Annotated in this window: 1 pseudogene; it reads right to left on the bottom strand. The window is 58.0% G+C overall.

The window, feature by feature from the left end:
- Positions 1–300 (bottom strand): annotated as a pseudogene (locus EN824_RS33935) (GMC family oxidoreductase); the annotation flags it as partial.
- Positions 301–338: the final 38 nt, after the last annotated feature.

The raw sequence follows: 338 nt of genomic DNA, 5'->3' as shown, positions 1-338 counted from the left end.
CATGACGATGCGGCCGTTGCTGACCGTGACGCGGCTGTCGGGATTGGGCAGATCCTCGCTGGTTAGGAACCAGCCATAGCAATTGCGGGCTATCAGACCGGCCAGCCAGCGCGGCAGTAGTGGTGCGTTGGCCTTCAGGATGTTTCCCGTAATGTGTCCAAGCAACTGGACGTTTCCCAGCGGAAATCCGGTCTCCGGATCGGCATTGTAGAAGTCGTTGAACGCAAGCGTCTTCTGGTAAACCGATGTGTTGGCGGATAGCGGATCGATCGTCAGCATGGCGGTGGTGTTGTGGTTCATGAAATTTCGGCCGAGTTGGTCGGAGCCATTGGCCAGCC

Source organism: Mesorhizobium sp. M8A.F.Ca.ET.181.01.1.1, from assembly GCF_004792025.1.
Classification (GTDB): domain Bacteria; phylum Pseudomonadota; class Alphaproteobacteria; order Rhizobiales; family Rhizobiaceae; genus Mesorhizobium.
This window is presented reverse-complemented; position numbering and strand designations above follow the sequence as displayed.